At 73.4% G+C, this 22,177-nt stretch carries 22 protein-coding genes; 12 read left to right on the top strand and 10 right to left on the bottom strand.

Going from position 1 to position 22,177, the window contains the following annotated elements; translation table 11 throughout:
• Positions 1-55: 55 nt before the first annotated feature.
• Both AB0O21_RS11090 and AB0O21_RS11085 read left to right on the top strand, forming a co-directional pair.
• Positions 56-1,018, top strand: a complete 963-nt coding sequence (locus tag AB0O21_RS11090; protein ID WP_365169082.1) for an electron transfer flavoprotein subunit alpha/FixB family protein — start codon at positions 56-58, stop codon at positions 1,016-1,018.
• 182 nt (positions 1,019-1,200) lie between these two features.
• Positions 1,201-2,499 carry an aldolase gene (locus AB0O21_RS11085; protein WP_365169079.1) on the top strand — a complete coding sequence of 433 codons (1,299 nt, stop codon included), beginning with the start codon at positions 1,201-1,203 and terminating at the stop codon, positions 2,497-2,499.
• 55 nt (positions 2,500-2,554) lie between these two features.
• On the opposite strand, the gene AB0O21_RS11080 is transcribed toward AB0O21_RS11085, so the two are convergent.
• A complete protein-coding gene (locus AB0O21_RS11080) occupies positions 2,555-3,547 on the bottom strand; it encodes a LacI family DNA-binding transcriptional regulator (RefSeq protein WP_365169456.1) in 993 nt (330 codons plus the stop codon).
• A 189-nt stretch (positions 3,548-3,736) separates the two neighbouring features.
• Here AB0O21_RS11080 and AB0O21_RS11075 point away from each other — a divergent pair, with 189 nt between their 5' ends.
• Positions 3,737-4,774, top strand: a complete 1,038-nt coding sequence (locus AB0O21_RS11075; protein WP_365169077.1) for an NUDIX domain-containing protein — start codon at positions 3,737-3,739, stop codon at positions 4,772-4,774.
• Between the two features lie 10 nt (positions 4,775-4,784).
• On the opposite strand, the gene AB0O21_RS11070 is transcribed toward AB0O21_RS11075, so the two are convergent.
• Positions 4,785-5,483 carry an MBL fold metallo-hydrolase gene (locus tag AB0O21_RS11070; protein WP_365169074.1) on the bottom strand — a complete coding sequence of 233 codons (699 nt, stop codon included), beginning with the start codon at positions 5,481-5,483 and terminating at the stop codon, positions 4,785-4,787.
• Between the two features lie 108 nt (positions 5,484-5,591).
• Positions 5,592-6,956: a dipeptidase gene (locus tag AB0O21_RS11065; RefSeq protein WP_365169072.1), complete on the bottom strand. Its 1,365-nt coding sequence runs from the start codon at positions 6,954-6,956 to the stop codon at positions 5,592-5,594.
• 245 nt (positions 6,957-7,201) lie between these two features.
• On the opposite strand from AB0O21_RS11065, the gene AB0O21_RS11060 reads away from it, so the two are divergent.
• Positions 7,202-8,434 (top strand): geranylgeranyl reductase family protein, encoded by a 1,233-nt coding sequence (locus tag AB0O21_RS11060; RefSeq protein WP_365169453.1) that lies wholly within the window; start codon positions 7,202-7,204, stop codon positions 8,432-8,434.
• Between the two features lie 349 nt (positions 8,435-8,783).
• Here the strand turns inward: AB0O21_RS11060 and AB0O21_RS11055 are convergent, their stop codons facing one another.
• Positions 8,784-9,791, bottom strand: coding sequence for a winged helix-turn-helix domain-containing protein (locus AB0O21_RS11055; RefSeq protein WP_365169450.1), 1,008 nt, complete (start codon positions 9,789-9,791; stop codon positions 8,784-8,786).
• Positions 9,792-9,861: 70 nt separating this feature from the next.
• Here AB0O21_RS11055 and AB0O21_RS11050 point away from each other — a divergent pair, with 70 nt between their 5' ends.
• Positions 9,862-10,803, top strand: a complete 942-nt coding sequence (locus AB0O21_RS11050) for an aldo/keto reductase (protein WP_365169070.1) — start codon at positions 9,862-9,864, stop codon at positions 10,801-10,803.
• A 33-nt stretch (positions 10,804-10,836) separates the two neighbouring features.
• Here the strand turns inward: AB0O21_RS11050 and AB0O21_RS11045 are convergent, their stop codons facing one another.
• Positions 10,837-11,295: a nitroreductase/quinone reductase family protein gene (locus tag AB0O21_RS11045; RefSeq protein WP_365169068.1), complete on the bottom strand. Its 459-nt coding sequence runs from the start codon at positions 11,293-11,295 to the stop codon at positions 10,837-10,839.
• 162 nt (positions 11,296-11,457) lie between these two features.
• Here AB0O21_RS11045 and AB0O21_RS11040 point away from each other — a divergent pair, with 162 nt between their 5' ends.
• Positions 11,458-12,156 (top strand): TetR/AcrR family transcriptional regulator, encoded by a 699-nt coding sequence (locus AB0O21_RS11040; RefSeq protein ID WP_365169066.1) that lies wholly within the window; start codon positions 11,458-11,460, stop codon positions 12,154-12,156.
• Between the two features lie 759 nt (positions 12,157-12,915).
• Positions 12,916-13,887, top strand: a complete 972-nt coding sequence (locus tag AB0O21_RS11035) for a spherulation-specific family 4 protein (protein ID WP_365169063.1) — start codon at positions 12,916-12,918, stop codon at positions 13,885-13,887.
• A gap of 6 nt (positions 13,888-13,893) precedes the next feature.
• Here AB0O21_RS11035 and AB0O21_RS11030 read toward each other — a convergent pair whose 3' ends face one another.
• From AB0O21_RS11030 to AB0O21_RS11020, 3 genes are all read right to left on the bottom strand, one after another.
• The gene (locus tag AB0O21_RS11030) at positions 13,894-14,439 is read right to left on the bottom strand and encodes a hypothetical protein (protein WP_365169060.1); all 546 of its coding nucleotides are present in this window, start codon (positions 14,437-14,439) and stop codon (positions 13,894-13,896) included.
• A 55-nt stretch (positions 14,440-14,494) separates the two neighbouring features.
• The gene (locus tag AB0O21_RS11025; protein WP_365169057.1) at positions 14,495-14,746 is read right to left on the bottom strand and encodes a DUF6332 family protein; all 252 of its coding nucleotides are present in this window, start codon (positions 14,744-14,746) and stop codon (positions 14,495-14,497) included.
• Positions 14,747-14,817: 71 nt separating this feature from the next.
• A complete protein-coding gene (locus AB0O21_RS11020; RefSeq protein WP_365169054.1) occupies positions 14,818-15,561 on the bottom strand; it encodes a maleylpyruvate isomerase family mycothiol-dependent enzyme in 744 nt (247 codons plus the stop codon).
• Between the two features lie 36 nt (positions 15,562-15,597).
• Here AB0O21_RS11020 and AB0O21_RS11015 point away from each other — a divergent pair, with 36 nt between their 5' ends.
• Positions 15,598-16,263: an alpha-ketoglutarate-dependent dioxygenase AlkB gene (locus AB0O21_RS11015; RefSeq protein ID WP_365169051.1), complete on the top strand. Its 666-nt coding sequence runs from the start codon at positions 15,598-15,600 to the stop codon at positions 16,261-16,263.
• Between the two features lie 42 nt (positions 16,264-16,305).
• Positions 16,306-17,562: an ROK family protein gene (locus AB0O21_RS11010; protein ID WP_365169048.1), complete on the top strand. Its 1,257-nt coding sequence runs from the start codon at positions 16,306-16,308 to the stop codon at positions 17,560-17,562.
• A 168-nt stretch (positions 17,563-17,730) separates the two neighbouring features.
• Here AB0O21_RS11010 and AB0O21_RS11005 read toward each other — a convergent pair whose 3' ends face one another.
• Positions 17,731-18,273, bottom strand: coding sequence for an ATP-binding protein (locus AB0O21_RS11005; protein ID WP_365169045.1), 543 nt, complete (start codon positions 18,271-18,273; stop codon positions 17,731-17,733).
• Between the two features lie 200 nt (positions 18,274-18,473).
• Here AB0O21_RS11005 and AB0O21_RS11000 point away from each other — a divergent pair, with 200 nt between their 5' ends.
• From AB0O21_RS11000 to AB0O21_RS10990, 3 genes are all read left to right on the top strand, one after another.
• Positions 18,474-19,655 (top strand): PLP-dependent cysteine synthase family protein, encoded by a 1,182-nt coding sequence (locus AB0O21_RS11000; protein WP_365169042.1) that lies wholly within the window; start codon positions 18,474-18,476, stop codon positions 19,653-19,655.
• Between the two features lie 131 nt (positions 19,656-19,786).
• A complete protein-coding gene (locus AB0O21_RS10995) occupies positions 19,787-20,599 on the top strand; it encodes a hypothetical protein (RefSeq protein ID WP_365169039.1) in 813 nt (270 codons plus the stop codon).
• 138 nt (positions 20,600-20,737) lie between these two features.
• Entirely contained in the window at positions 20,738-21,547 is an 810-nt protein-coding gene (locus AB0O21_RS10990; protein WP_365169036.1) for a hypothetical protein, read from the top strand.
• On the opposite strand, the gene AB0O21_RS10985 is transcribed toward AB0O21_RS10990, so the two are convergent.
• Positions 21,541-22,029 (bottom strand): SRPBCC family protein, encoded by a 489-nt coding sequence (locus AB0O21_RS10985; RefSeq protein ID WP_365169033.1) that lies wholly within the window; start codon positions 22,027-22,029, stop codon positions 21,541-21,543. The two genes, AB0O21_RS10990 and AB0O21_RS10985, sit on opposite strands and share 7 nt — an antisense overlap.
• Positions 22,030-22,177 lie beyond the last annotated feature (148 nt).

Raw genomic sequence — 22,177 nt, 5'->3', positions numbered from 1 at the left:
ACTTCAGCCCCCTTACTAGCCCCCAGACACTTCGCAATAGCAGGAGAGCAGTCCCATGGCTGAAGTTCTCGTCTACGTCGACCACGTCGACGGCGCCGTCCGCAAGCCCACCCTCGAGCTGCTGACGCTGGCCCGCCGCATCGGCGAGCCCGTCGCCGTCGCCCTGGGCGCCGGTGCCGCCGACACCGCCGCCGTGCTCGGCGAGCACGGCGCGGTCAAGGTCCTGACCGCCGACGCCCCCGAGTTCACCGAGTACCTCGTGGTGCCGAAGGTGGACGCGCTCCAGGCCGCGTACGAGGCCGTTTCCCCGGCCGCCGTGCTCGTCCCGTCCTCCGCCGAGGGCAAGGAGATCGCCGCCCGCCTGGCCGTGCGCATCGGCTCCGGCATCATCACCGACGCCATCGACCTGGAGGCGGGTGACGAGGGCCCGGTCGCGACGCAGGCCGCCTTCGCCGCGTCGTTCACCACCAAGTCCCGTGTCTCCAAGGGCACCCCGGTCATCACCGTGAAGCCGAACTCGGCCCCGGTCGAGGCCGCTCCGGCCGCCGGCGCCGTCGAGGCGCTCGCCGTCACCTTCGGCGCCCTGGCCACCGGCACCAAGGTCGTCTCCCGCACCCCGCGCGAGTCGACCGGCCGCCCCGAGCTGACCGAGGCCGCGATCGTGGTCTCCGGCGGCCGCGGCGTCAACGGTGCCGAGAACTTCCACATCATCGAGGAGCTCGCGGACTCCCTCGGTGCGGCCGTCGGCGCCTCGCGCGCCGCCGTCGACGCCGGCTGGTACCCGCACTCCAACCAGGTCGGCCAGACCGGCAAGTCGGTCTCCCCGCAGCTGTACATCGCCTCCGGCATCTCGGGCGCGATCCAGCACCGGGCCGGCATGCAGACCTCGAAGACGATCGTCGCCATCAACAAGGACGCCGAGGCCCCGATCTTCGACCTGGTCGACTACGGCGTGGTCGGCGACCTCTTCGCGGTCGTCCCGCAGCTGACCGAGGAGATCAAGGCGCGCAAGGGCTAATCGCCTGACCTGCGCTTCTCTTCGCAGCTTGGCTTCTCCGGGGCCGTGTGGTGATTCTCACCGCACGGCCCCGAGTCGTTTGTCCAGGACGGCCGAGGGACCATTGACGGAGAGGGACCCCGTGGCTAAATTCTGCTATGCGGATCTAAGCTTCCGTGAAGCGGAAAAGAGGAGAGTGCAGGATGGGTCAGCAGGAGAAGGTGGCGACGAGCCTCGCAGGCGCGGTCAGCGAGGGCATCAGCGCCTCCCTCGCGCCGGTGGACGCGGAGCTCGCGCGCCACTACCCGGGCGACCCCGGCACCCGTCAGCCCATCCACACGGTCTACGTACCGGGTGACGTCTTCGCAGCGGACACCATCCGCTCCTGGGGCGACCAGGCCCTCGCCGCCATGGACGAGCACGCCCCGGACGCCGCCACCTTCGCCAAGGTGCTCGGCATCCCCGACGAGCTGGCCGTGCCGGTCTACGACCGCGTCCGCGCCAAGCTGGCCTCCGAGCCCATCGAGGACCTCCGCGTCGACTTCGAGGACGGCTTCGGCGTCCGCTCCGACGAGGAGGAGGACCAGGCCGCGGCCCGCGCCGCCCGCCTGATCTCCGAGGCGTACTCCAACGGCACCAACGCGCCGTACATGGGCATCCGCATGAAGTGCATGGAGTCCAACGTCCGCGACCGCGGCATCCGCACCACCGACGTCTTCCTGTCCGGCCTGCTCGCCCACGGCGGCCTCCCGGACAACCTGGTCCTGACCCTGCCCAAGGTCACCTACGCCGAGCAGGTCTCCGCCTTCGTCGAGCTGCTGGAGGCCTTCGAGTCCACCCGCGGCCTGCGCACGGGCCGCCTCGGCTTCGAGATCCAGATCGAGACCAGCCAGTCCATCCTGGCCTCCGACGGCACCGCCACCGTGGCCCGCATGATCGAGGCCTCCAAGGGCCGCGCCACCGGTCTGCACTACGGCACCTTCGACTACAGCGCCTGCGTCGGCGTGTCCGCGGCCTACCAGGCCAGCGACCACCCCGCCGCCGACCACGCCAAGGCGATCATGCAGGTCGCGGCGGCCGGCACCGGCGTGCGCGTCTCCGACGGCTCCACCAACGTGCTGCCCATCGGCACCACCGAGAAGGTCCACGAGGCCTGGAAGCTGCACTACGGCCTCACCCGCCGCGCCCTGGCCCGCGCCTACTACCAGGGCTGGGACATGCACCCGGGCCACCTCCCGACCCGCTACGCGGCCGTCTTCACCTTCTACCGCGAGGGCCTCGAAGCCGCCGCCGCGCGTCTGAAGGCGTACGTCGCCAAGATCGAGGGCGACGTGATGGACGAGCCCGCCACCGCCAAGGCCCTGGCCGGCTACCTGGTCCGCGGCCTCGACTGCGGCGCCGTCGGCGCCGAAGAGGTCACCGCCCTCACCGGCCTGACCCGCGCCGAACTGGACGCCTTCGCCATCCCGCGCCGCTCGGCGACCCTGACGGCGACCGCCTGATCCAGGCATGCGCGAGGCCCGGCCGGGACTGCCCCGGCCGGGCCTCGCGGCGTTCTCACCCCCGGCCGGCCGGCGGGAGCTCGCCCGAGCCGCGTACGACCAGGCGCGTCGGGAGTTCGATGCGGGCCGGGGGGAGGGCGGCGCCCGCGAGGCGTTGGAAGAGGCGGTCCGTGGCGACGCGGCCCAGCGCCGCCGCGTCCTGGGCGACCACCGTGATGCCCGGGCGCAGCAGGTCGGCCAGCTCGAAGTCGTCGAAGCCGACCAGCGCCACCGGGCGGTCCAGGGAGGCGAGGACCCGGACCAGCGTGACCGTCACCCGGTTGTTGCCCGCGAAGAAGGCGGTCACCGGTTCCGGGCCCGCGAGCATCGCGCGGGCCGCCGCCGCGACCCGTTCCGGGTGCGTGGATCCGAGGGACACCCAGGAATCGGCCACCGGGAGGCCCGCCGGGGCCATCGCCGCCCGGTAGCCGCGCAGACGCTCAGTCGCCGTGTGGATGTGCGGGTGGTCCCCGATGAAACCGATCCGGCGGTGGCCGCCCGCGATCAGGTGGGCGACCCCGTCGCGGGCTCCGCCGAAGCTGTCCGAGAGGACGACGTCCGCGTCGATGCGGCCGGCCGGACGGTCCACGAACACCGTGGCCACGCCGGCCCGCATCTCCGGTTCCAGGTAGCGGTGGTCGTCCCCGGCGGGGATCACGATCAGCCCGTCCACCCGGCGCGCGCACAGCGCGAGGGCCAACTCCCGCTCCCGCTCCGGGTCCTCGGCGCTGGAACCGTTGATGAGCAGCGCCCCGTGCGCCCGCGCCACCTCCTCCACCGCGCGGTTCAGCGGGCCGTAGAACGGGTCGGCGAGGTCTTCGAGGACCAGGCCGATGGTGGCGGTCCGGCCCTTGCGCAGCACGCGCGCGCTGTCGTTGCGGCGGAAGCCCATGGCCTCGATGGCCTCCTGGACGCGCTTCTCCGTCTCGGGAGTGACCCCCGGCTCGCCGTTGACCACCCGTGACACCGTCTTCAACCCCACTCCCGCCCGGGCCGCCACGTCCTTCATGGTCGGCCGGTTTCCGTAGCGGGGCTCGGACGGGCGGGGGTTGTGGGCCACGGCGGGGAATCCTCCGGAGGTATCGGGCGGCGCTCTGACCTCGAGGATAAGCAGTCGGCTGATTAACGGGTTTCCGTGGCAGGGTGGTGCGGGCAAGCCACTGGGGGCTCCGGACGAGCCATGGGGAGAGGTGTAGACGTGATTGTCTGGATCAACGGCACTTTCAGCGCCGGGAAGACCAGCACGGCCCGCGAACTGGCCGGAATCCTGCCTGACAGCACCCTGTTCGACCCGGAGTTCATCGGGGACGCGCTGCGCGTGCTGCTGCCGCGCAAGAGGCTGGAGGAGGTCACGGACTACCAGGACCTGCCGAGCTGGCGCCGGTTGGTCGTGGACACGGCCGCGGCGATGCTCGCCGAACTGGGCGGGGTGCTCGTCGTGCCGATGACCCTGCTGCGCCAGGAGTACCGGGACGAGATCTTCGGCGGGCTGGCGGCGCGCCGGATTCCGGTGCGCCATGTGCTGCTGGCCCCGGCGGAAACGATCCTTCGGCAGCGCATCGCAACCCGGGAGGAGCCGGGGGAGCCCGAGGAAGTGGACCTCCGGGTGCGGCAGTGGGCGTACGACCACATCCCCGTCTACCAGCAGGCGCTCGGCTGGCTCACCGCCGACGCGCACGTCATCGACAACGGCGCCCTGACCGTGCGCGAGACCGCGGAGCGGATCGCCGAGGCCGTCCGCACCGAGGCCGCCCCGGTCTGCGACATCGTGCAGACCCCGGAGCCCACGCGGGAGACCGTGGCCGCCGGGGTGCTGCTCTTCGACGAGCAGGACCGGGTGCTGCTGGTCGATCCGACGTACAAGGCGGGCTGGGAGTTCCCCGGCGGGGTCGTCGAAGCCGGCGAAGCCCCGGCCCGGGCGGGCGTACGGGAGGTCGCCGAGGAACTGGGCCTCGTACTGGACCACCCGCCGGGCCTGCTCGTCGTCGACTGGGAGGCCCCGCAGCCCCCCGGGTACGGGGGACTGCGGCTGATCTTCGACGGGGGACGGCTGACACCGGACGCCGCCGAGCGGCTCCGGCTGCCCGGCCCCGAGCTGCGCGCCTGGCGCTTCGTCACCGAGTCCGAGGCCGCCGGCCTGCTCCCGCAGCACCGCTACGAACGCCTCCGCTGGGCCCTGCGCGCCCGGGAGCGCGGCCACCCGCTGTACCTGGAGGCGGGGACGCCGGTCGGCTGACCGGGCCCCGTCAGGCGGTGGTTCCGGCGGCGGCCTCGGCGAGGGCCGCCGCCGTGTCCGCGGTCAGCGGGTCGCCGTGTCCGAAGCAGGCCACGGAGGGGGCGAGCGCGGCCAAGCGGTGGAAGGAGTCGACGGCCCGGGCGCGGTCCACGTTGAACACGCCCAGCATCAGCGGGCCGACGGCGGCGACGCAGTCGCCCGTGAACAGCACCCCGTGGCGCGGCAGGTGCACGCCGATGCTGCCGTCCGTGTGCCCCGGCGCGTGGACCACGTACGCCCCGTCCCCGAAGCCCAGCGCGTCCCCGTCCTCCAACTCCACGTCGACGGGGGTGGGCGGGGCCTCGGGCACCACCGTCAGGGCGTGCTCGTAGAGCGGGACCTCCCAGTCCAGCAGGACCGGTTCGGGTACGGGCCGCTCGCCCCGGATCACGGGCGCGTCCAGCCGGTGGGCCAGGACGCGCGCGCCCCAGCGGGCGGCGAGTTCACCGGCCGCGCCGGTGTGGTCGCCGTGGCAGTGCGTGAGGACGATCCGCTCCAGCCGCCCGGGATCCAGCCCGAGGGAACGTATCGCCCCCTCGATCTCGGCGGCGGAACCGGCGTTGCCCGAGTCGATCAGGGTGAGTGCCTCGCCGTCCTGCCAGAGATAGGCCTGGCCGATGGGGAAGCGCAGCATGTGGAGCCGGTTGGGCAGTACTTCGACGAGATCCATGCGCCGAACGTACGCACGGCCGGGCGCCCGGAGCGCACGACTTCGCCGGGAGCGCGGTACGCCCAGAGCGCACTGCGCCCTGGGCGTACACGCGACCCCACGGCGGCGTCAGCCGCGCTTGGACTCCGCGTAGTTGACGAGGAACAGCGCCTCCGCCACCGACAGGCGCTCCAGCTCCTGCGGCGACACGCTCTCGTTCACCGCGTGGATCTGCGCCTCCGGCTCGCTGAGCCCGATCAGCAGCATCTCCGCGTCCGGGTACAGCTGCGTCAGCGTGTTGCACAGCGGGATCGAGCCGCCCATGCCCGCGATCTGCATCTCCTGCCCGGGGTAGGCCTCCTGCAGGGCCGCCGCCATCGAGGCGTACGCCGGGCTGTCCGTGTCCGCCTGGAACGGCTGGCCCTGCCCCACGACCTCCAGCTCCAGCTTCGCCTTCCACGGGGTGTGCGCCAGCATGTGCGCCTCCAGCAGCTTGACGGCCTCCGCGGTGTCCACGCCCGGCGGCACCCGCAGGCTGATCAGCGCGCCCGCGCTCGCGTGCACCGACGGCGTCGCGCCGACCACCGGCGGGCAGTCGATGCCGAGCACCGTCACGGCGGGGCGCGCCCACAGCCGGTCCGCGATCGTGCCCTCGCCGATCAGCTCGACCCCGTCCAGCACCTTCGCGTCGGCACGGAAGTCCGCCTCCGGGTACTGCAGGCCCTCCCATACCGCGTCCGAGGCCAGACCGTCCACCGTCGTCGAACCGTCCGCCGCGCGCAGCGAGTCCAGTACGCGGATCAGCGCGGCCAGCGCGTCCGGCGCGACACCGCCGAACATGCCGGAGTGCAGGTTCCCGCCCAGCGTGTCGATCTTCACCTTCAGCAGGCACATCCCGCGCAGGGTGGCCGTCACCGTCGGCAGGCCGAGGCGGAAGTTGCCCGCGTCGCCGATGACGATGGTGTCGGCGGTCAGCAGCTCCGGGTGCGCCTCGGCGTACTGCTGCAGCCCGCCGGTGCCCTGCTCCTCCGAGCCCTCGACGATCACCTTCACGCTCACCGGCACACCATCGTTGGCCTTCAGCGCGCGCAGGGCGAGGAGGTGCATGACGAACCCGCCCTTGCAGTCGGCCGCGCCGCGCCCGTACCAGCGGCCGTCGCGCTCCGTCAGCTCGAAGGCGGGGGAGATCCACGCGGCGTCGTCCAGCGGCGGCTGCACGTCGTAGTGCGCGTAGAGCAGAACGGTCGGCGCGCCCTCGGGGCCGGGCAGGAAGCCGTAGACGGACTGGGTGCCGTCGGGGGTGTCGAGCAGGGCCACGTCCTGGAAGCCCTCGGCGCGCAGCGCGTCCGCCACCCAGTTCGCGGCGCCCTCGCTCTCGCTCCTGGGGAACTGCGCCCAGTCCGCCACCGACTGGAAGGCCACCAGCTCGGTCAGCTCCTGCTTGGCGCGGGGCATCAGCGAGGCGATGGTCTCGGCGATCGGATTCCGGGTCATGGGCACGCTCCTTTTGGGTGCGACGTTGTGCTCTGTGTGGGCCCCTCGCATCCGCAGGGGTGTACGGATGCCGGGTCCGGCGAAGGACAGCCCTGATCCTCGCACAACGAAGTGACGGGGTGTCTCGCTAGGATTTGCCCGGCATCGGAGCAACGGGTGATCAGGAGCGGCAACACATCGTGAGCAGCGACGACGACGTACGCGACGCAGGCACGGGCGCAAACGCGGAGCGGTCCGCGCAGGGGATGGGCGACGAGGTGGCCGGGGAGACCGGCGAAGTGTGGGACGTGGTCGTGGTCGGGGCCGGACCGGCCGGATCGTCGGCGGCGTACGCGGCGGCGAAGGCGGGACGCAGCGTCCTGCTGCTGGAGAAGGCCGAACTGCCCCGCTACAAGACCTGCGGCGGCGGCATCATCGGCCCGTCGCGCGACGCCCTGCCCCCGGGCTTCGTCCTGCCCTTCAAGGACCGCATCCACGCGGTGACCTTCTCGCTGGACGGGCGGCTGGCCCGGACCCGGCGCTCGAAGCAGATGCTGTTCGGGCTCATCAACCGGCCGGAGTTCGACGCCCAACTGGTCGCCGAGGCGGAGAAGGCCGGGGCGTCGGTCCGTACGGGTACCGCCGTGGCCCGGGTGGAGCAGCACGGCACCGCGGTGCCCGACCGGCGCACGGTCGCCGTGGTGCTGGCCGACGGGGAGACCGTCCTGGCCCGCGCGGTCGTCGGCGCGGACGGCAGCGCGAGCCGGATCGGCGCGCACGTCGGTGTGGAGATGGAGCAGGTGGACCTCGGCCTCGAGGCGGAGATCCCCGTCCCGGAGACCGTCGCCGAGGACTGGAAGGGGCGGGTGCTGATCGACTGGGGCCCGCTGCCCGGCAGTTACGGCTGGGTCTTCCCGAAGGGCGACACCCTCACGGTCGGGGTCATCTCGGCCAAGGGCGAGGGCGCCGCGACCAAGCGCTACCTCGACGACTTCATCGCGCGCCTCGGGCTCGCCGGCTTCGAGCCGGCCGTCTCCTCCGGGCACCTCACCCGCTGTCGCAAGAGCGGCTCGCCGCTCTCGCGCGGCCGGGTCCTGGTGGCGGGGGACGCGGCCGGCCTGCTGGAGCCCTGGACCAGGGAGGGCATCTCCTTCGCGCTGCGCTCGGGGCGGCTGGCGGGGGAGTGGGCCGTGAAGATCTCCGAGGCGCAGGACGCGGTGGACGCGCGTCGGCAGGCCCTGAACTACGCCTTCGCGGTGAAGGCCGGGCTCGGCGTGGAGATGGGCGTCGGGCAGCGGATGCTGACGCTGTTCGAGTCCAAGCCGGGGCTGCTGCACGCGGCGATCACGGGCTTCCGACCGGCGTGGCGGGCCTTCGCGCGGATCACGCGCGGCTCGACGACCCTCGCGGACCTGGTGCGGACCCACTCGCTCGCGCGCCGGGCCCTGCACGCGCTGGACGCCCGCCAGGCGGCGGCGCGCGCGGCCGGCCGGGGATAACTCCGGCCGGCCGGGGCCGCCGGGCCGGCAGGGCGGGGGCGATCCCCACGGGCTTCCGCACGCGGGTTCCGACGGGCCGGGTGCGAGCCGGGGCGCCCCCGCAGGGTGTCGACCGCCCCCCTTGGCCTTCCGGCACCCGCGGCTTCCGACGGGGTCGGGTGTGTGCGGGGGTGCCCCCGCAGGGCGTCGAACACAAGCACCCTCGGCCCTCCGGCCCCTGGAAACGTTCGACGTCCGAGGAGGCGCCCCGGCGCACGCCCGGCCCTGGCGGAACCGGCCCCGGCGCACGCCCGGCCCCGGCGGAACCGGCCCCGGCGCACCCCGAGGCATGGGCGCCCCCGCGGAGCGGCTACGCGGGGACGCCGGCGAGGAGGGCTTCCGCGACGGAGGTGCGCGCGTACAGCACGGACCGGCCGGCGCGATGGGCGCTGACCAGTCCGGCGTCGCGCAGCGCCGTCAGGTACTGGGACACCCCGGAGGGGGAGAGCCCCGTGCGCCGGGCCAGCACCGTGGTGGAGGCGGGCGTGTCCAGCTCGGTCAGCAGCCGGGTGCGGGAACGGCCCAGGACCGCGGCGAGCGCCTCGGCCCTCGGCGCGCTCCGGGGTTGCCAGAGCGCGCCGGTACCGCGTGCCGGGTAGGCCAGCTGCGGCGGCTCCGGCGGCGAGACCCGCGTGAACGGGACCGGCCCGGTGAACACCGAGGGGATCAGCACCAGCCCCGCACCGGCGGCCTTCCGGGACAGCGCCCGCTGCCGGTTTCCCAGCAGCAGCGCGTCGTCGTCCCAGCTCAGCGACGGGTGCAGCGCGTTGAACAGGCGGCCCGGACCCTGCTCGGCGACCTGGCGGGCCCGCAGGAAGACATCGGCGTCGAGGACGCCCCGGATCCGCGCCCAGTAAGGGGCGAGCGCCAGCTCCCAGTAGGTTTCGATCTCCTCCACGAGCCGCTCCCGCCGGGTCTTCGGCTCCGCGTACAGACTCCGCGAACGGGGCCCCAGGCCGCCCTGCTCGTGGCCCAGGCGGTCGAGGTCCCGGCGCACCCGGTCGTCGGGAGCGGCCAGGATCCCGGCCAGCTCCCGCGCCAGCGTGGGCGCCGGGCCCGCGGGCGCGGGGTTGAGGAAGTCGGGCACGTAACCCGAGGGCGGGATCAGCTCGGCCAGCCAGCCCCGGTCCAGCCCGGCGTCCGCGACCCGCGGCCGCACCTGCTCGATCCAGGGCCGGTGCACGGGGTGCACGGGGCGCGCGGGGCGCGCGGCGCCCGAGGCCAGCAGTCGGAAGCTCGGCCCGACCTCCCACATCGGCGAGACGGCGAACCGCAGTTGCGCCAGATCACTCGTCGAAAACGCCAGCTCCGCCAGCACGGCCACCCCGAGGATTCACACATGTACGAATCAATTGCGGCCAGCCTAGGGGGCGGACACCATCCCCGTCATGACCTCGGACACGATCACCGCTGCGGCTTCCGGCAGTTGGACGCTCGGAGACCTGAAGATCAACCGGATCGGCTTCGGCACGATGCGCCTGCCGCAGACCGGCGAGGCGCTCATCGCCGACGCCGTACCACGTGACCGCGAGCAGGCGATCGGCGTGCTGCGCCGAGCCGTCGAACTCGGGGTGAACCACATCGACACCGCCGCGTTCTACTTCTCACCGCTGCGCTCCGCCAACGAACTGATCAACCGGGCCCTGGCCCCCTACCCGGACGGCCTCGTCATCACCACGAAGGTCGGCCCCGGTCGCGATCCCTCGGGCCACTGGCTGCCGCACGCCACCCCCGAACAGCTGCGCGCCCAGGTGGAGGAGAACCTCCGCCAGCTCGGGCGCGACCACCTCGACGTGGTGAACCTGCGCATCGTCGGCACCGACTCGATCGCCGAGCGCTTCGGCGCCCTGGCCGAGCTGCGCGAAGCCGGGCTCATCCGGCACCTGGGCCTCTCCAATATCCACCCGCACCACCTGGCCGAGGCGCAGGGCATCGCGCCGGTGGTCTGCGTGCAGAACCAGTACGGCATCGGAATGCGGCCCGAGCACGACGCGTTCGTACGCTCCTGCGGCGAACAGGGCGTGGCCTTCGTGCCGTTCTACGCGATCGCGGGCACGGGGCGTACGGCCGGCGCGGGCGCCGCGGCCGGCACGGGCGGCGCCGAACCGGACGAGGTGCTCGCCGTGGCGCGGGAGCACGCGGCGAGCCCGGCCCAGGTCCGGCTGGCGTGGACGCTGCACCGCGGGCCGCACGTGCTGGCCATCCCCGGAACGGGAAACCCGGACCACCTGGAAGCCAACGTGGCGGCGGGCTCGCTGCGCCTGTCCCGGGAGCAGCTCGCCGCGCTGGACACCCTCCACGGCCTCACCGCGACGGAGCCGGCGGAGTAGCGGGCGCGGCGGCCCCCGTGGCCCCGGCCGGGCTCACTTCGAGACCGCGATGCGGAAGACGGGGTGGTCCGCGGCAGCCGCCTGGAGCTCGGCCTCGGAGGACTTCGCCGTCACGCCCTGGAAGTACTGGTTGACCTCCCAGCCCCACTTCTCCAGGTAGGCCCGAAGGATCGCGGCCTTCTCCACCGGGTCGCTGATCTCGGTCGCGGTGAAGGTGCGCACCTTGCGGCCGACGCGCAGCTCGCCGCCGCCCGCGACGCGCATGTTGCGGACCCACTGGGAGTGGCCGCGGGCCGAGACCAGGTACTGCGCGTCCTCGTACGTGTGGGGGTTGACCGGGATGCGCTGCATCTCGCCGGACTTGCGGCCGCGGACCGACAGCTCGGCGGTGCCGGCGAGGCTGATGCCGAGGCGGGCCAGCTTGCCGACGAGGGCGTTGAAGCGGGTGGCGAGGGGGGTGGCCTGCATGTAGTACGAGGTGGGCGCGCTCATGGTGACCTCCGGGACGGGTCTTCTCGTATGTGTGGGAGAGCACTGCTCTCGCTTGAGAACAGTGTGCACGGATCTCTGCTCCAAAGCAAGAGCAGTGCTCTCTGAATGGATCGCCGCTCCGAATCTTGGGCAGTGCTCCACTCGCATGGCAGACTGGCCCGCATGAACACCGTGCGAGGGGCAAGGGAACGGGCCCGCATCGAGGTCACCGCCGCCATCAAGGACGAGGCCCGGCGCCGGCTCGCCGACGAGGGCGCCGCGAAACTGTCCCTGCGCGCGGTCGCCCGCGAGCTGGGCATGGTCTCCTCGGCCCTCTACCGCTACTTCCCCAGCCGTGACGAGCTGCTGACCGCGCTCATCATCGACGCGTACGACAGCCTCGGCGCCGCCGCCGAACAGGCCGACGCCGACGCCCTCGCCGCCGGGGCCGCGCCCCGCGCCCGCTGGATCGCGGTCTGCGAGGCCGTCCGGGCCTGGGCGCTGGCGCACCCGCACGAGTACGCCCTCGTCTACGGCTCGCCCGTGCCCGGCTACAGCGCCCCCGTCGACACCGTCGGTCCCGCCTCCCGCCTCGGCAACACCCTCATCGGTATCGTCCGCGCCGCCTACGAGGGCCGCGGCCTCGCACTGCCGCCACTGCCGCCCGCGCTGCGCGCCGAGGCCGAGCGGATGACCGCCGACTTCGCCGAAGGACTGCCCCCCGAGGTCACCGCCGCCCTGGTCGCCGCCTGGGCGCAGCTCGCCGGGCTCGTCTCCTTCGAGCTGTTCGGCCAGTTCAACCGGGTCGTCGAGGACCGGGCGGCCTTCTTCACCCACGCCGCGGGCCAATTGGCCCACGGGGTCGGACTGCCCGCCGTGTGACGGGCTCGGCGAGCACGATCGCGCTGCGGGGCCGGCCAGGCGGGCCGGCAGCCCCACGGGGCGGTCGGCGCGGCCATGCGGCCTTGCCGGTGACCGCCACGCGGACAGGGTCCGGGCGACTCGGTCCGCAGCGGTCTGCCCGAGCCGGCAGGTGGCGAACCCCGGGTTGCACACGCCCGTGCAGGTGATCAGCCCGAACTCGACGACGATGACGGGCACGGCCGCGCCGGGGCGTCCGTACCGCGTGACGAGCCGGGGGCCGGCCGTGATCCGATGTGGCCGCTGATACGCGGCAGTCCGAAGGCGAGGCCGTACTGCCAGGGCTCCATGATCAGGCCGTTGGGCGCGGGCGCGGGCGCGGGCGCAGGGCCGGGTGGGTCTGGACGTACGCGACCTCGAACAGGTCCGCGGCCCTGAGCCGTGCAGTGCCTCGGTTCGCGCGCGGCTCGCTTCCGCCGCATCGTGGCGGTCCGGGTCGTGGACCCGAACCGTCCGTTGCCGCGAACGCGGCGGGGGCGCTCGTCAATGCCGCGAACCGAGCCAGGCCATCGCGATCATGACCGGCAGCTTGCGGCGAAACCGCTCCCACGGCCCGGGCGGCACGGCCGCCGCCGCGCCACCGCCGACCCGGCGGTGGCGCGGCGGCTTGTTCGCTTGTCTGTTCCTCGTATGAATGCGGGCGGTTCCCGCATGGACGAGGGGCCGCCCGGCTAGTGTTCCTCGGGCCGCCCACCCCTTGCCGCCGCCGGAGGAACGTTCATGCCCCGCGCCGTGAAGGCCCTGTACGCCATCCTCGTCACCGCCTTACTCGCCGCGCCGGCGCCGGCCGTCACCGCCTCGGCGCGCGACGCGCCCCCGACCGCCCCGGCCGACACCCCGGCCGCGCTCGCCGCGGAACCGGTCGCCGCGCCCCGGATATCCGGCGTACGGGGCCTGGAGATCGCCGTCCCCGCCTACGTCTGGGCGGACGACCCGGTGCTCACCGACCTGGCCGCCACCCGCCCGGCCCCCTCGGTGGTCGTCCTCAACCCGGGCAACGGCGACTCCCCCTTCGACGCCCCCTGGCAGGCCCGCGCGGACGCCCTGCGCCGCGGCACCACCGCGACCGGCGAGAAGACCAAGGTGCTCGGCTACGTCCACACCGACCACGGCAACCGCGACATCGCCGCCGTCAAGGCCTCCGTGGACAACTACCTCCGGCCCGCCGACGGCGACGGCCGCCTCCACGTCGACGGCATCTTCTTCGACGTGGTCAGCCGCGACTGCGGCCCCGGCAACGCCACCCGCGACCACTACCTGGAGCTGCGCCGCTACGTGCAGGCCGTCATGGACGCCGTCGACCCCGGCGTCCCCGACCTGGTCGTCGACAACCCGGGAACCGCCATCGCCGACTGCTTCCTGGAGCCGGGCCGCCGGACCGCGGACGTCTTCGTCACCTATGAGGACACCCACGCCGCCTACGCGAGCGGCGGCTGGTTGGGCGGGAACGTCTTCGACCCCGTCGGCGGCTACCGCTCCGGCGCCGAACTCGACCCCACCGGGACGGCGTTCTGGCACCTCGTCCACGCGGTCCCCGACGCCGACGCGATGCGCGGCACCCTCCGGACGGCCTTCAGCCGCGGCGCGGGCTACGCGTACGCGACGAGCCCTACCATGCCCAACCCCTGGAACGCGGCGCCGGCCTGGCCGTATCGCGCGCAGACCGCGTACGCCGCCACGCTCGGGGAGTGACCGGGTTCAGCGGTAGTCGTCGGGGTGGCCCTGCATCCAGGTGTTGATCTTGTCGCGGGTGCCGATCAGCAGGGTCTGGTGCTTCTTGAGGTTCTCGAAGCTCCGGTCGCCGCCGAGCTCCTTGTCGAGCTTCGCGATCAGGGAGATCGGCTCGGGGAAGTGGCCGGGGCCCTTCGGGTCGGCCTTCATCGCCCGGTCCAGGCGGTGGAGTTCGTCGTAGACCCGCCCGAGGAAGTACGCGCAGTTGCCGGGCGTGCAGGAGTCGTTCAGTGTCGCCTGCAGCCCCGCGAAGGCGTCCCGGACCAGCGAGACCGGCTCGTTGTCCGAAGGGGAGCCCGACGCGCGGGCCGAGGAGCTCGGAGCCGCCGCACTCGGGCTCGCCGCGCCCGGAGTCGCCGCGCCCGGGATGGCGGAGGCCGATGCCGAGGCCGCCGGGGCCGCGGCGGCCGGCGGTGTGGCGGCGGACGGGGCCGGGTCACCGCCGCACGCGACCGCGAACCCGGCCAGGACCACCGCGAGCACGGCCGTGCGCCGCACCGTGGAACCGAACATCGACTACTACCCCCGTGATCGTTACGAGGTGCCGACCCTACCCGCTCCAGTCGCCTCAGTCGCCGTCGTTCTCCGGCCGCCGGGCAAATCCCCGCAGGACGTGGGTGACCCGCAGCACGAACACCGCCGCGGCCAGGCACCCGCCCGCCACCGCCAGCGCGCGGTCCGCCCCCCGGGACAGCGGGAACACGAGCGCGGGCCCGTACACCGCGCCGAAGGCGAGGGCCGCGGCGAAGGAGGCGCTGACGAAGGCGTAGCCGATCTCGATCGTGATCGCGTCCCGGTCCGCCTGCGTCCTCCGCCCCATACGGGCAGTGTCACAGCGCCCACTGCCCGTCACAAGGGCGCGTACGTCACGCACCGCCCCCCGGGTCCGGGTCAGATCCCGGCCGTCTCCGTCCACAGGCGGGCCAGCGACAGGTCGCCCGTCACGCCCGGGCCCGCCAGGGGGAGGCGGTTCCACAGGGCCGCGTAGAGCCAGGACGCCTGGCCCGTCAGCTCGCAGTCGGCCGGGTCCAGCGTCGTACCCACGACCGTGCGGGCCGGCTCGGGCGACAGGTGGACCGTCCAGGACGCGCCGGTGTCCGCCGCCCGGATCCGCAGCACCTTGGGCTCCGGAGTACGGACCCGGCTGCGCGGGCGGGCGTGGAAGCCGGTCAGCAGCTCGTCGACCCCGTCCTCCGCGAACCGCGCGTCCACGGGCGAGAACGGCACGCCGAGCGCCGACTCCGCGTCCAGCCGGTGCACCGAGGTCTCATGGGCCTGACGCCGCGCCCAGAACGCCAGCGGCGACGGCGGGGCCGTCGGGAGGAAGGTCCAGCACTGGACGTCCGCCGGGGCCTCGGTCAGGGTGCGCACCAACTCGGCGTGGCCTTCACGGAACCAGGCCAGCAGTTCGCCGCCGGCCAGCTCGGGCGCCTCCGGGAACCCGACCGGCTCCACCAGCGCCTCCCCGACGTACCCGGCGGCCCAGCGGTGCACGGACCCCGTGTGCCGCAGCAGATCTGCCACGCGCCACCCCGGACAGGTGGGCACCAGGGCGTCCGTACCGGCCCGTTCGGCCATGTCGGCGAGCAGCTCGCCCTCCTGCGCGACCGTCTTCACATATTCGGTGATCTCCATACCGGGAGTCTCGCAAACGAAGCCGACAATGGAGCCATGGACGGGGAACTCTTCGCGCGCGAGCGGGTCGTGATCGCCCCCGGCGCCGTGCACGTGCCGGACTGGCTCACGGCGCAGCGCCAGCGCGAGCTGCTGGACGCCTGCCGGGAATGGGCCCGCCCGCCGGCCGGCCTGCGCACCGTCCGCACCCCCGGCGGCGGGGTGATGACCGCCCGGCAGGTGTGCCTCGGACTGCACTGGTACCCGTACGGGTACGCGCGCACCGCAGTCGACGGGGACGGCGCCCCCGTCAAGCCCATGCCGCGATGGCTCGCCGATCTGGGCGGGGAAGCGGTGGCCGCCGCCTACGGCAGGGCACCGGAGCCCGCGGAGGCCTACGACATCGCGCTGGTGAACTTCTACACGGGCGACTCCCGCATGGGCATGCACCGCGACGCCGAGGAGAAGTCCGGGGCTCCGGTGGTCTCGCTGAGCCTCGGCGACAGCTGCGTCTTCCGCTTCGGCAACACCGCCTCCCGCGGCCGTCCGTACCGGGACGTCGAGCTGCGCAGCGGGGACCTGTTCGTCTTCGGGGATTCGAGCCGTCTGGCCTATCACGGCGTGCCGAAGGTCCTGCCGGGCACGGCCCCGCAAGGGCTCGGCCTCACCGGCCGGCTGAACATCACCCTCCGCGTCGGCGGCCTCGGCGGGGACGGGGCGTAGCGGCGGCGTCCGGCGCCCTCCGATCATGCGAGGATCGATGCCATGAACGGCAACGGGGCCCCGCCGCGGGTGGGGGATGTGACCACGGTGTCCGCGTCCGCGCGGACCAGGCTGGAGCGCGGCCGCGGGGCGCTGGGCCCGGCGCTGGAACTGGTCCACACCGGCCGCGCCCCGACGCGCGCCGTCCTGACCGCCGAGCTCGGAGTCACCCGGGCCACCGCCGGGGCCGTCGCCGCCGAACTGGAGGCGCTCGGACTGATCCGCGTCGACTCCCGGCCCGGCGGCGCGGGCGGCACCCAAGGCCGCCCCTCGCACCGGCTCTCGGTCGAGGAGAACGGCCCCGTCGCGCTCGCCGCCCAGGTGCACCCCGACGGCTTCCGCGCCGCGCTGGTCGGCCTCGGCGGCCGGATCGTGGCCACCGCCCCCGGCAAGCTCACCGTCTCCGCCGACCCGGCGCAGGTGCTCGGCGCGGTGGTCGACGCGGGCGCGCGGCTGCTCGAGGAGAGCGGCCGCCGCTGCGTCGGCGCCGGACTCGCCGTGCCATCCGCGGTCGCCGAGCCCGAGGGCACGGCGCTGAACCCGCTGCACCTGGCCTGGCCGCCCGGTTCTCCCGTACGGGCCATCTTCGAGCAGTGCGTGAAGGCCGCCGGCATCGACGGCCCGGCCCTCACCGGCAACGACGTCAACCTCGCGGCGCTGGCCGAGCACCGGCACGGCGCGGGGCGCAGCGCGCAGCACCTGCTGTGCGTGGCCACCGGGCACCGCGGGGTCGGCGGTGCGCTCGTGCTGGACGGACGCCTGCACAGCGGGAGTTCGGGCCTGGCCCTGGAGGTCGGACACCTCACGGTGAACCCCGAGGGGCGGGCCTGCCACTGCGGCGGCCGCGGCTGCCTGGACGTGGAGGCCGACCCGCTGGCCTTCCTCACCGCGGCGGGGCGCACGCCCGGCCCGGAGGTGTCGCTGCTCCAGCAGGCCCGCGACCTGCTGCGCGACGAGCCCGGGGAGCCGGGGGTGCGGGCGGCCACCGAGGAGCTGATCGACCGGCTCGGGCTCGGCCTCGCGGGCCTGGTCAACATCCTCAACCCGGACCGCATCATCCTCGGCGGCCTGCACCGGGAACTGCTCCACGCCGACCCCGAGCGGCTGCGCGCGGTCGTCGCGGACCGCAGCCTGTGGGGCCGCAGCGGGGGAGTCCCGATCCTGCCGTGCACCCTCGACCACAACAGCCTCGTCGGCGCGGCCGAACTGGCGTGGCAGCCGGTGCTCGACGACCCGCTGGGGGCCCTCGCCCTGGCCTAGGGGGTGTCCGGCTGCGGGACCCGGGTGGGTGTGTGCCGGGCGGCGCGGGTCTGCCCCTCGGCGCAGTGCCGCTGGTGGCCACCGCGGCCGCTCGGCGCTTACGGGCTGCGGCGTTGCGGGCTCCGGCCCTCCGACAGGCGCCGCGGGCGGGGGTGCCGCGGCCGTGCGTTACCCGGGCCTGGTGCCGACCGCGGCTGCTACCGGCAGCGGTGCCGGGACCGCCTCCGGGTCCACGGCGACGGACACCGCTCGCGCGGGCTCTCGTACCGGCTTGGAGGAGATCCGTACCGGCTGCGGCGGAGCCTGCGGTGCGGGGGCCGCCCGCAGGGAGAACCAGACCGCCTTGCCGGGGCCGTCGGAGCGGTGGCGCGCCCCCCAGGCCTCGCTGACCGCCGCCACGAGGGCGAGCCCTCGCCCGCAGGTCTCCAGCGCCCCGGGCGTCTGCGGCACGGGGAGCCGCGGATCGCTGTCGATGACCGAGACCGTGAGGCGCCCGAGGCGGAGTTCGATCTCCACCGTGCAGGTCTTGTCCGGCTGCGCATGGCGGTGGACGTTGCTCAGCAGCTCCGTCACGCCGAGCGCAGCCCGGTCTATGAGCGGATCGAGCTGCCAGTGGCGCAGTTGCGCGGAGACGATCCTGCGGATTTGGCCGATCCGCGACGGCAAGGCCTGCAGTTCGACGACGCAGTGCCTGCGGGAATGACTGATCACGGCTGCGACTCCCCGACATGAGTGTTACGGGTGCTGCACCCTCGGTAATGCTCCACCAGGGTCACCCACGGTGCGCCACAGTGCAACCGAACGCGTCCGAAAGCGATCCGAACAGAAACCCAAAGCGACTGTTTGCGCAGGTGAGGGGGGTACATTGCGAAAGCAGGGGGCGAAAGTACACGCACGAAGGAGCACGGCGCATGAGCACCACCGGCACAACCGGCGCGGCCGCCACGCACGCCACGACCGCCACGAGCGGCACGAGCGGCACTACCGTCACGACCGTCGACGTGGACCGCAGCGACGCGGAGTACCGCGCGTGGCTGAAGGAAGCCGTTCGCAAGGTGCAGGCCGACGCGAACCGTTCGGCCGACACGCACCTGCTGCGCTTCCCGCTCCCCGAGGCGTGGGGCATCGACCTCTACCTCAAGGACGAGTCCACGCACCCCACGGGCTCGCTCAAGCACCGCCTCGCGCGCTCGCTGTTCCTGTACGCCCTCTGCAACGGCTGGATCCGGCCGGGGCGCCCGGTCATCGAGGCGTCCTCGGGCTCCACGGCCGTCTCCGAGGCGTACTTCGCGAAGCTGATCGGCGTCCCGTTCATCGCGGTCATGCCGCGGACCACCAGCCCGGAGAAGTGCCGCCTCATCGAATTCCACGGCGGTGAATGCCACTTCGTGGACGACTCGATGAAGATGTACGAGGAGTCGGCGGAGCTCGCCGCCCGTACGGGCGGCCACTACATGGACCAGTTCACGTACGCGGAGCGGGCCACGGACTGGCGCGGCAACAACAACATCGCAGAATCGATTTACCAGCAGCTGCGCCTGGAACGGTTCCCCGAACCGGCCTGGATCGTCGCGACCGCCGGCACCGGCGGCACCTCCGCGACCATCGCGCGCTACGTGCACTACATGCAGCACGACACCCGCATCTGCGTCCCGGACCCGGAGAACTCCTGCTTCTTCGACGGCTGGACGCTCGGCGACCCGAACGCGACGAGCGACTGCGGCTCGCGCATCGAGGGCATCGGCCGGCCCCGCATGGAGCCGAGCTTCGTACCCGGCGCCCTCGACCGGATGATGAAGGTCCCGGACGCGGCGAGCGTCGCCGCGTGCCGCGCGCTGGAGCGGGCGATCGGCCGCAAGGCGGGCGGCTCCACCGGAACCGGCCTGTGGAGCGCCCTGAAGATCGTCTCCGAGATGGTGGAGGAAGGCCGCACCGGCAGCGTCGTCACGCTGCTCTGCGACTCGGGCGACCGCTACCTGGACAAGTACTACTCCGACCAGTGGCTCGCGGACCAGGGGCTCGACCTGGCCCCGTACGCGAAGACGATCGAGACGCTGCTGACGACCGGGGTCTGGCGCGAGCCGGCCTCCTGAGGGCGGCTCGGACGCGCTCGTATGGCTTGAAACGTGTCCGGGGGGCCGAAAAGGCGAAGGAGTGTGCGAGCCCGCCCCTGTAGATTGCTCCGGCGAATCAGAAGACCGCAGCAAGACTCAGGGGTGGGCGAATGAAGGCAGCAAAGGCCGTGGCCGGTGCCGCGGTGATCATGGTCATGTCCGCGGGGACCGTGGGTTGTTCGGTGGCGACCAAGCAGGCCGCCGACACGGCCGAGGCGATGGTGGCATCCCTCACGAAGGCCTCCGACGCGGCCTCGCAGGCGGGCTCCGCCGAGGTCAAGATGTCGGTGACCTCGCCCGACACGGGCGGCAAGCCGACGGTCATGACGGGCGTCTACTCGTGGGGCAACGGCCTTGCGATGGAGGCCGAAGTACCGGCCAAGGACCTCGAGATGGAGGACCTGGTCAAGGACGGCACGGTCACCTACCGGATGGTCCAGGGCGCGTACTACTACCAGGTCGACCCGGCGGAGTCCGGTGAGTTCAAGGGCAAGTCCTGGCTGAAGGTGGAAGCCTCCGCGATCCTCGGCGATCAGGGCGCGGCCGCGATGAACGGCCCCAACAACGACCCGACCGCCGGCCTCAAGATGCTCAAGTGGGCGAAGGGCGTCGACAAGATCGGCAAGGAGGACGTGAACGGCAAGCCGACCGTCCACTACAAGGCCACCATTCCGATGGACAAGCTGGACAAGAACTCCGGGGCGATGTACGAGGCGCTCGGAGGCGGCAGCAGCGAGCTCGTCACGGACGTCTGGGTGGACGACAAGGGCATGCCGGCCCGCCTGACCCAGGCCGTCGGCCCCTCGACCGTCTCGATCGACTTCCTGTCCTTCGGGGCCGCCAAGGAGATCTCCGTGCCGCCGGCCTCGGAGACGGCCGACATGACCGAGGCCTTCAAGAACGCGAACAAGGGCCAGGGCTGACATCGGCCCCGGGTCCCGTGACGGCACTGTGACGGGGCGGTGACGAAATCGCCCTGCTCCCAGGCGAGTTGACTGGCTACGCTCGGCCGACTCGGCCGACTCGGCCGACTCGGCAGCACGGCGGGGATCGGGGGAGTCATGGCGGGGATCGGGTACAACAGGCCGGAGCGGGACGCGCGGACGCGGGCCCAGACCGGCCGCACGCCGGGGCGTGCGGCCGGTCGCCGGGGCGGCGGAGAGATCGAGCCCCAGGGTGGGGGCGGGGTCGAGCGCGGGGCGATCACGGGCGGGCTGGAGTGCCCGAGTTGTCACCGGTCCGACCAGGTGCGGGCCGTCCCGGCCGTGTGCCTGAGCGGGCACCGCCGGTTCCACGAGGCCGGCACCGGTGGCGCCGAGCAGCGTACGGACACCAGCGAGGTCGTCCCGCGCCTGGCCGATGCGCTGGCCTCGACCCCGCCGCCTCCGGTGACCGCGGGGCGGACCGCCCTGGGCGTGCTGCTGGTGCTGGTGTCGATCGGTACGTTCATCGGTGGCGCCCTGGGCGGCAAGTGGTTCGCGGACGCGCCCGAGCCGGAGGACCACGGGTCGCTCCAGCTGTGGGGCGGCGCCACTTGGGCCGCCCCGTCAGAGCCTGAGGCCGAACTCCTGTTCCTCGGCTGGATCTCCGCGCTCGCCCTGCTGGCGGCAGCACTGCTCATCGGCTCGGCCGTGCGGATCCAGCGCGCGTTCCGGGCGCGGATCGCGGCCGGGAGGGAGGCGGCCGAGGAGGTCTGGTCCCGGGGCTGGTGCTGCGCCCGGTGTGCGACCGTCCACTTCGCCGGCGGTCCGGCGATGACCCTTCAGGAGTTCCGTACGCGGATGTGGGACGCGGGCGGCTACGGAGACCTGGCCCGTGTGCACCGGGTGACCGGCCAGGTGCGGGACCTGGACCCCGATCCCGGCTACTGATCGGCCGCGCGCCGGGCGGCCAGGCGGGCGTCCAGCGCCCGGACCGCCTGGCGGAAGGAGTGGCCCAGGGCCGGGCGGGCGGCGGTGAGGGCGAAGCGGAAGGGGGTCGGGCCGTCCGCCGCGAAGGTCCAGCGGACATGGGTGCCGGAACCGGCCGGTGTCAGCCGCCACTCCTCCAACAGGGCCCGGACACCGGGGACGTTGGTCGTGTCGACCCGGTAGGCGTACCGCTGCTCGGGATCCGCCGCCATGACCGTCTCCTCGAAGCGGACCCCGCCCAGCAGCTTGATCTCGCGGCCCGCGCCGCCGTGCGTCGGGCGGGCCAGGCTCACGGCCTTGAACCAGCGGGGCCAGCCCTCCACCTCCTCGGCGAGCGCCTGGTACACGTCCTCGGGCGCCGCCGCGACTTCCGCGGCGAAGACCAGCCGGATCTGCGCGTCCTCGATGAAGTCCAGCCCCACCGGGCGGAGTCGGCGAGCCATGGCGGTACCCCCTGGGTTCGAGTGCGGTCGTGCGCGGCGACACCATAGCCGCCCCCCGCACAGAAGTCCGCACGGTCCGGACACCGATGTGGACGCGGTGCTGGCAAGCCGCCCCGCCGGGCGGGATGCTGGAGTTCCCCCCCCGAGA

Source organism: Streptomyces sp. NPDC091371, assembly GCF_040684275.1.
Lineage (GTDB): Bacteria > Actinomycetota > Actinomycetes > Streptomycetales > Streptomycetaceae > Streptomyces.
This window is presented reverse-complemented; position numbering and strand designations above follow the sequence as displayed.